Raw genomic sequence first — 6,964 nt, 5'->3', positions numbered from 1 at the left:
GTGGAGCTAAGGGGATTCGAACCCCCGCTCTTTCCTGGAGAAATAAGTTGTGAAATGCACTTTGTCGATTCCAGCGTTGTTACGCGGGTCGTCCCTTGTCCTTGGGTTATGCGCCGGTGTGTTACGCGGCGTAACAGTGCTGGGCCCTGGTCGACCAACGGTTACACCGCCGTAGCTGCGCACCCCTGGTTCACATCGAAGAGGAGTGGGCCGGCCACGACTCAGCACAATGGCACTGGTTCGAGCAACGATCTCCCCCCTGGTGACGGGCTGGCGCCGATGCCTTGGCCGCGGGCCGACCAGGTGCTCCCCCGCAGCCCGCTCCCTCCTCCATGCTCGCGAAGCGAAAAGACCGTCACTTGCCAACCACCCGCCGCAGAGGCGTTTCCACAGTACCTCAATGATTTGGCCTACATCACTAGACCAGTGAGGTATTGGTTTTTATTGAGGTATAGTGATGATCATGGCGCAGCAGGAGAGGGCAGTTAGCGCGCTGGAAGCCGTGCTTCATACCGCGCTGCGCGCGCGCTCCACCGGGGGTCCAAGACGCGATCTGATCGTGACGTTGGGCGATAAGGATCTTCGGGTCCGCTGGCTAACGGTCGGCTGGCCGCAGCAGGTCGAAGAGGCCCTGCACGATAAGCCCCGACCAGACGTGATCGTCGCGCCGCGGATGTCACCGGGAGCGCGCACCGTTGCCAAGAAAGCCGGCGTCGGCTGGGTTGACGAATCCGGAGCAGCCGACATCGTCATCAGGGACGCCTCGGGGACGACGATTATCATCGAGACAACGGGCAAGCCGCCGGTGCCGCTGGACTCGCGCATCGGATGGAAGCCAGCCACGCTCGCCGTTTGCGAGGCAATCCTCTCGGGACAGGCAACCCCGACCGTCAACTCGGTTATAGAAGCCACCGGGATATCGATGGGCAGCGCGGTGGCTGCGCTGAAATTCCTCGAGCAGGACGGGCATCTGGTCAGCTCAGCTGCCCGGGGGCCCAGCGCCGCGCGACGCGTCGCCGATCGTGACGAGTTCCTCGACGCTTACGCGACGGCGGCCGAGCGGCTGCGGTCCCCGATTTCCATCCGGGTCGGTGTGCTGTGGCGGGATCCTGCCGCTGGGGCCATCCAGACCGGTCAGCTCTTGGAAGCTGCCGGTATCGACTGGGCTGCCACAAGCGCACTTTCGGCGAACGTGCTCGCGCCGATGCAGACCGAGGTGGCGCCCTTAGAGATCTACGTGGCGGGCAAGACATGGAGTGATGTTCGCCGAGCCGCGGTGGTGGCTGGCCTGCAAGAGATGGATGGTGGCCGCCTGGTGCTGCGCCCGTTCCCCACACCGGCCGGCGCGAAACTCACCGAAACGATCGCCGACGGATTTCGTTCGGTTGTGTGGCCTCGCGTGTATGCCGACCTCCGAATCAGCGGGGTGCGCGGCGAAGACGCGGCTGAGCACTTACGTGAGGAGATGACGACGACACCATGAATGAAGACGTAGAACAGGTTCGGACCGCCGCAGCCAGGCGAGCAGCCGAACTCGCTGTGGTACGCGTGGTGCATCACTATGGGGGACGCCCAGAGTTCGTGCTTCTCGGGGGATTGGTGCCCGCCCTGCTGTGCTCGAACTCGTCGAAGCGTCACGCAGGGACGTCCGACGTCGACGTTCAGGTCAACCTGGAAATTGCCGGCGGCTCAGTTCAAGCGGCGCGCTTGGAACAGGCGTTGCTCAACGCCGGGTTTGAGCCTGATGACGAACGGGTGTGGCGATGGGAGCTAAACGACCCCGACGGCGTCCGCGCTACAGTCAAGTTCGAGCTGCTGGCTGATCTCGACGACGAGCCGAACAACGCTACTGTCGCGTTCACCGGCTGCAAACACCTCGGGGCAGCGAACCTGCGCGGAACCGGATACGCCGCACGAGACATCGTGATTCAAAAGATCCAGGCAAACGACCACGGGACGCGGCGCGAGGCTGAAATCAACGTCACCGGATTGGCCGGTTTCCTCCTCGCGAAGGTGGCGGCGGCTCACGGCCGCCGCAAAGAAAAGGACTGGTACGACATCGCATTCGTGTTGTTGCACAACAACCACGGGGACGCCACCGCAGCGGCTGACCGCGTCTTGGATGTTTTCGGTCCGCCGACAGGAGAGATGCGCACCCAATTGCTAGACCTGCAAGCGAATTTCGCCGATTCGTCCGCCCAGGGCTCTCTGGCCTACGCCACGCAGTTCATCGAGAACCACCCCGACGAAGACGCGCAGACCGTGGCCACCGACGGTCAGCTCGCGGTTGCCGCATTCACTGAGCGCCTGCTGCGCTGACCCTCGCCATTGCCTCGAACTAACGAGGATTCGACCTCTGGGTTATGAGCTAACCGGTCGCGGTCTTCCGCAATACGCTCGGTCTCATAGCTGCGCGTCAGCGAGGTTCCAGCCGTCCACACTGTCTCACCGCGTCCCGCTTGTTCGCGTCGGTTCCACCGTGTTCTGTGGCCAAATCCGTGGCAACCACTCTGAGCAACAGGCGCAGCCGCCTCGCCTGTCTCAGGGGCTGTTTTCATGGGTAATCGGCATTACCCATGAGCAGCTGACCCCTCCGCACCTTGTCGGCACGAAGTCGTAGGCTGCGGCCATGAATCAGGCCGCCCGCCGCCGGGCAGCGAGGGAGGCGCGGCGTCGCAGGCGGGCTTCTGTCACGGCCCCGGCCCGCAGCGCGGCGATGGCATCGTCGCGGCTGGCGCGGATAAATCCGGCGCGCATCAACAGCGCCGCAATCGGGCCGTGGAACAAGATGTCGTGGCTGAGAGTCAACAGCGGCCGTCCGTAGCCCGAACGTGTCGAAGAAGTCGACCGCGAACACCGGCGCGTCCATAGCGAAAAGGCCACCGGAATGATTGGACACCACCAGCGCTCCGCCGCGCGGAATCGAGTCCAATCCAGTGACCTGCGACCGGAACCACCCCTTCGCCACCGGACACAGCATCGTCACGAGACGCGCGACCAGCTGGGGATCCCACTGCGTTCTTTCGATCAGCGCATCCGCGGGTGAATTCACCGTTCTCCTATCCCCAACCAAGTATGGGGTATGGGGACATCACCGGCGCGCAGCTGAATTTCTTGGCAAGAGACCTTTGGGGCGCCGTGGGTGCTTTCTCCACATCGAGCAACGGACCGTCGACATCGCGAGTCAGCCCCCAAACCAAATCAGTTGAGCTCAGGTCTGTCGGTGACAAGGTCGAGCTGTGGCCGAACGTGTAGCGTTCCTGTCGAAATGTTGTTGATTCCGACTAAGTCAGCGTCGTGCATGTAGCAGACGCAACGTTCACGATGTGTAATGCCACTGAGTTGGTCGCCCTTCAGATAACCGATCGTGTGTCGTGAATCGGTTGCGAAGAGTGCGGGCCGGCTCGGCGGCCTTTCATCCAGGAACGAAAAACGAGGTGAGTAATGCCTTCGGTGCTGATTGCCGTGACAGGCGTGGACTATTGGACTTTTGCTGACGGAACCAAGCATCCCTGTGGGTATTGGCCTGAGGAGGTGGCGACCCCGCACAGGATGTTTACCGGCGCCGGTTGGGACATCACGATCGCCACTCCGGGAGGTGTGCCACCGACAGCCGACAAAGCCGGGTATAGCCCGGAGATGAACGGTGGCAGCGCCGAGGCTGGCCAGGTGATCGCCGACTACATCGCCTCGATTTCCGATCAGCTCAGTTCGGCAGCAGTGCTCGAAGATCAGAAGAGTGCTACGTTCGATTTGCTCTTTTTTCCTGGCGGACACGGGCCAATGGAGGATCTGGCCATCTCGGTCCCTCTCGGCAAGTTAATCCGAGACTTTATCGACGCGGGTAAACCTATTGCGGCAGTGTGCCACGGTCAGGCTGCGTTGTTGGCGGCGGTCAACGATGACGGGAGTTGGGTTTTTGACGGATACAAGCTCACCGGCTTCAGCAATGAGGAGGAGAGTCAACTCGGCTACGCAGATAAAGCTGAGTGGCTGCTGGAGGACCGGCTCAAGGACCGGGGCGGTATGTACTCGAAGTCGGCTGAGCCGTGGGGTGTATATGTCGTTGTCGACCGCAACCTCTATACGGGCCAGAATCCTGCATCGTCAGAACCGTTGGCCCGCCGGCTGGTAGCTGACGTCGCGAGCTGATTCCAACGCCTGGATCTTTCGCTCACGCGGTTTGGCGTAGTCTAGAAAGCCCCTAAACCGAGGCCACCAGCCTGGGGCGAACTGGTCGCTGCATGCCGTCACGCGGGTGTGCGACCGCGTGGCATTGTTGTTCGCGCGCCGACGTCCGTTGGCGCAGTGCGCATCTGAAGGTCGGCGTATCTGCGCGGGGTGACGCCGAAGCGACGTTTGAATTCGTTGATGAAGTGAGAGGGGCTCGTGTAGCCAGCTCTACTGGCCGCTTCACGGACGCTCATGCGGTCTTGAAGAAGTAGGGTTCGCGCCGATTCTAATCGGACATTCTTAACGAACTGATAGGGACTGATCCCGATCGATTCTCGGAATCGATGTGCGAATGCCGATGGGCTCATGTAGACCCTTTCGGCTAGTTCGTTGACGCTGAGTGGCTTGTTCGGGTTTTCGCGCACGTAATCGACGGCCGCGCGGACGCCGTTGGCGTCAATGTCTTTCGCGGCCAATTCGATGAGGCGCTGCCCTTGTTCGGCTTGCAGGAGTCTGTAAACGATCTCCTCTAGGAAGATGGGGGCCAATATCCGCCGATCCGCTGGTGTGTCGAGCGCGCGTAGGAACCGCAGGATCGCGTCGGTCAGGTGTGGCTCCACAGGTGAAACGTAGGCGTCCAAAACCGATCTCCTTGTGGATGGGCTTGGGCTCCTCGAGGTACTAGGCAGACTGTCGTGCATCTCGGCCGTGACTCGGCGGACGATGAGGGGATCGATCTGGAGCACCAGCGAAAGAAAAGGCTTTTTGTCGCTCGCTTCAAGGACCTCGGCCTCGAATCGCATACCGTCGTTGACAACGAAGTAGTTGCAGGGATCATACTGGAATTCGATAGCGTTGGCGCGAACTGCTTTTCGACCCTGAGCGATAAGACACAGGGCCAGCGGAGCCACCTTCTCCCATTGCGAGGTCTGTGGGGACGTAAACCGGTACAGCGTCAACCCTGGCCACCAGCTGGTGTTTGGCCCCAGCTGCGGCGTCTTCCTTTTCATTTCGTCGATGATGACGCTTGTGGCCGTTACGCGTTCATCCGGCGGTTGTGCCATGGTCATGTCAGCCTTCAGGTTTCGCTTATGGTGCGAGGCAGCTGTTCCCCCGTAAACGCGTAGACAGGCCCGTTATCACTGGTACGTGGCTTGCTTAAATCCTGCTGCACAGGGTGTTTCATGCTTTATCGTTTCTTGTTATCTGCCGATTCGGTCACCTTCAGCACCGCGAGATCGCCGTTCGATCGTGGACACGCGAGGCCGGGGATGCGCACTGTCGTGCAGCGAGCAACGACCTGGCCGTCCGCTAACGGCATTGGGGCCGCGGTTGGGTTCACCCGGGGACGCTGGCCTTCAGCGACGCCAGGGCGCCGGCGCTCAATCGGGCCAGTTCGTCTGCCTCGTCGCGGTCGAGGGTGGCCGCGAAAACGTCGGTCATCCGGCGGTTGGTCGTCTGCTCGACCTCGGCGTAACGCTCCTGCTTGTCCTCGCCGTCGGCGAACGGTTCGGGCCAGCCGAACATCGTGGTGTATTGATATCCCTTGTTGAGCATGTGAGCTTCGACGGGCGTGATACCGGAAATGGTGAGGGCGTTGTGATGCACACCGCCCCGCAGCTCCCGCAGGATGAACATCACCTGCAGCGCCCGGGCAGGCGCGTCGTCTGCCAGCGGCATGGTGCGCCAGCCGGCATACAGCGGCAGGCCCGCGTCCGGCGTCGCTGTGATGATTTTCTCGCCCAGCGTGGCGATGCGGTCCAGCCCTTCGGCGCCGGCCAGGTATCTACGGGCGAATCCGGCGGCTTGGTCCCAGTAGAGCTCGGCTGCTCTCGTGGCGCCATGTACCGCGACGCCTTCCTCCCACAGGGCACGAAGGAAGGTGGGCTCGAACGCCGCGAATACCGAACTGACCGTGACACCGGTTGCCTCGCCCAGCACACCACCGCGTCCGGCGACGTAGCCGGCGACTGGGTTCTCGTAGCCTGCTGCGACGCTTTCGGCGAAAGTCTCCGGGTGCAGCATGAACAGCGCGACCGCTTGCTCCACGGGCGCCCCCGAGGCACGGGCGGCGTCAAACATGTCGTTATGGCTCAAGGCGATTCTCCTTTTGTGGGTGTGTGGGTGTGTCGTTCATTTCAGTTCTCGAACCGCCCGACGCCCGCTTCCTAACTGATACTTTTCAACATCGAAGTGCCAGAAGGGTTTCGTCATCTTAGAGGTGTTCGGCAATTCTCCAGCGACAGCACTATTGACTTCCTTCTGACTGCTGCGGCGACTCTCAACACGGGCCCGATATCTGTCAGCTGACGCCGGCCGGGATCAACACATCTGGTGCCGGTGAGGGCGGGCTCGGCCCATCCCTTCTCCTTCGGAGTTGCCTCCTGGTCAGGACACCCAGCCAGAGGCCGTAAGCGAACACCGCGATGCCCAAGGCTGTAAGCAGCGGCGCGAACACCGTGAGCGGAGGCCAGTTCGTGTCGACGATCACGAAGTTATGCTGCTGCCGTTCCAGGCCGGGGATGATGTCGTCGCGGAAGTAGTCCCTGATCAGAGGAACAGAGTGGGCAGGTGAACCGTCGAAGCGGGTCAGCTTTTCAGCGCCCGGCACCTCCGCGAAGCCGTCGGTGAGGAGTTTCAGGTTGCTGATCAATTGGTAGATCCACGGGAAATGGGCCCGCAAAGTGTCCTGCATCTGGCCGACCGTCACCTTCGACGCGGCAGCCAGGAATTCCACCAGCCTCGTAGCGTCGGCGGTGGAGGCCGAAAACGGCACACCGTCGAGCAGCCT

General features: G+C 61.8%; 6 protein-coding genes and 1 pseudogene. 3 read left to right on the top strand and 4 right to left on the bottom strand.

Features of this window, described 5'->3' with window-relative positions; all coding sequences use genetic code 11:
• Positions 1 to 463: 463 nt before the first annotated feature.
• The gene (locus tag AC2VOG_RS20145) at positions 464 to 1,483 is read left to right on the top strand and encodes a hypothetical protein (RefSeq protein ID WP_486941585.1); all 1,020 of its coding nucleotides are present in this window, start codon (positions 464 to 466) and stop codon (positions 1,481 to 1,483) included.
• Positions 1,480 to 2,319, top strand: coding sequence for a hypothetical protein (locus tag AC2VOG_RS20140; protein WP_486941584.1), 840 nt, complete (start codon positions 1,480 to 1,482; stop codon positions 2,317 to 2,319). The genes AC2VOG_RS20145 and AC2VOG_RS20140 overlap by 4 nt, the downstream gene beginning before the upstream one ends.
• 315 nt (positions 2,320 to 2,634) lie before the next feature.
• On the opposite strand, the gene AC2VOG_RS20135 is transcribed toward AC2VOG_RS20140, so the two are convergent.
• Entirely contained in the window at positions 2,635 to 2,808 is a 174-nt protein-coding gene (locus AC2VOG_RS20135; RefSeq protein WP_157742372.1) for a hypothetical protein, read from the bottom strand.
• A 636-nt stretch (positions 2,809 to 3,444) separates the two neighbouring features.
• Here AC2VOG_RS20135 and AC2VOG_RS20130 point away from each other — a divergent pair.
• Positions 3,445 to 4,152, top strand: coding sequence for a type 1 glutamine amidotransferase domain-containing protein (locus tag AC2VOG_RS20130; protein WP_486941583.1), 708 nt, complete (start codon positions 3,445 to 3,447; stop codon positions 4,150 to 4,152).
• Positions 4,153 to 4,250: 98 nt separating this feature from the next.
• Here AC2VOG_RS20130 and AC2VOG_RS20125 read toward each other — a convergent pair whose 3' ends face one another.
• From AC2VOG_RS20125 to AC2VOG_RS20115, 3 genes and pseudogenes are all read right to left on the bottom strand, one after another.
• Positions 4,251 to 5,243, bottom strand: coding sequence for an AraC family transcriptional regulator (locus AC2VOG_RS20125; RefSeq protein WP_095580410.1), 993 nt, complete (start codon positions 5,241 to 5,243; stop codon positions 4,251 to 4,253).
• A gap of 268 nt (positions 5,244 to 5,511) precedes the next feature.
• Complete coding sequence (locus tag AC2VOG_RS20120) at positions 5,512 to 6,255, bottom strand: SCO6745 family protein (protein WP_486941586.1); 744 nt, start codon at positions 6,253 to 6,255, stop codon at positions 5,512 to 5,514.
• A 220-nt stretch (positions 6,256 to 6,475) separates the two neighbouring features.
• A pseudogene (locus AC2VOG_RS20115) lies at positions 6,476 to 6,964 on the bottom strand (hypothetical protein); the annotation flags it as partial.

This window comes from Mycobacterium sp. TH-M11 (assembly GCF_057473725.1).
The sequence above is the reverse complement of the archived record's forward strand: the minus strand, read 5'-3'. Positions and strand labels throughout refer to the sequence as shown.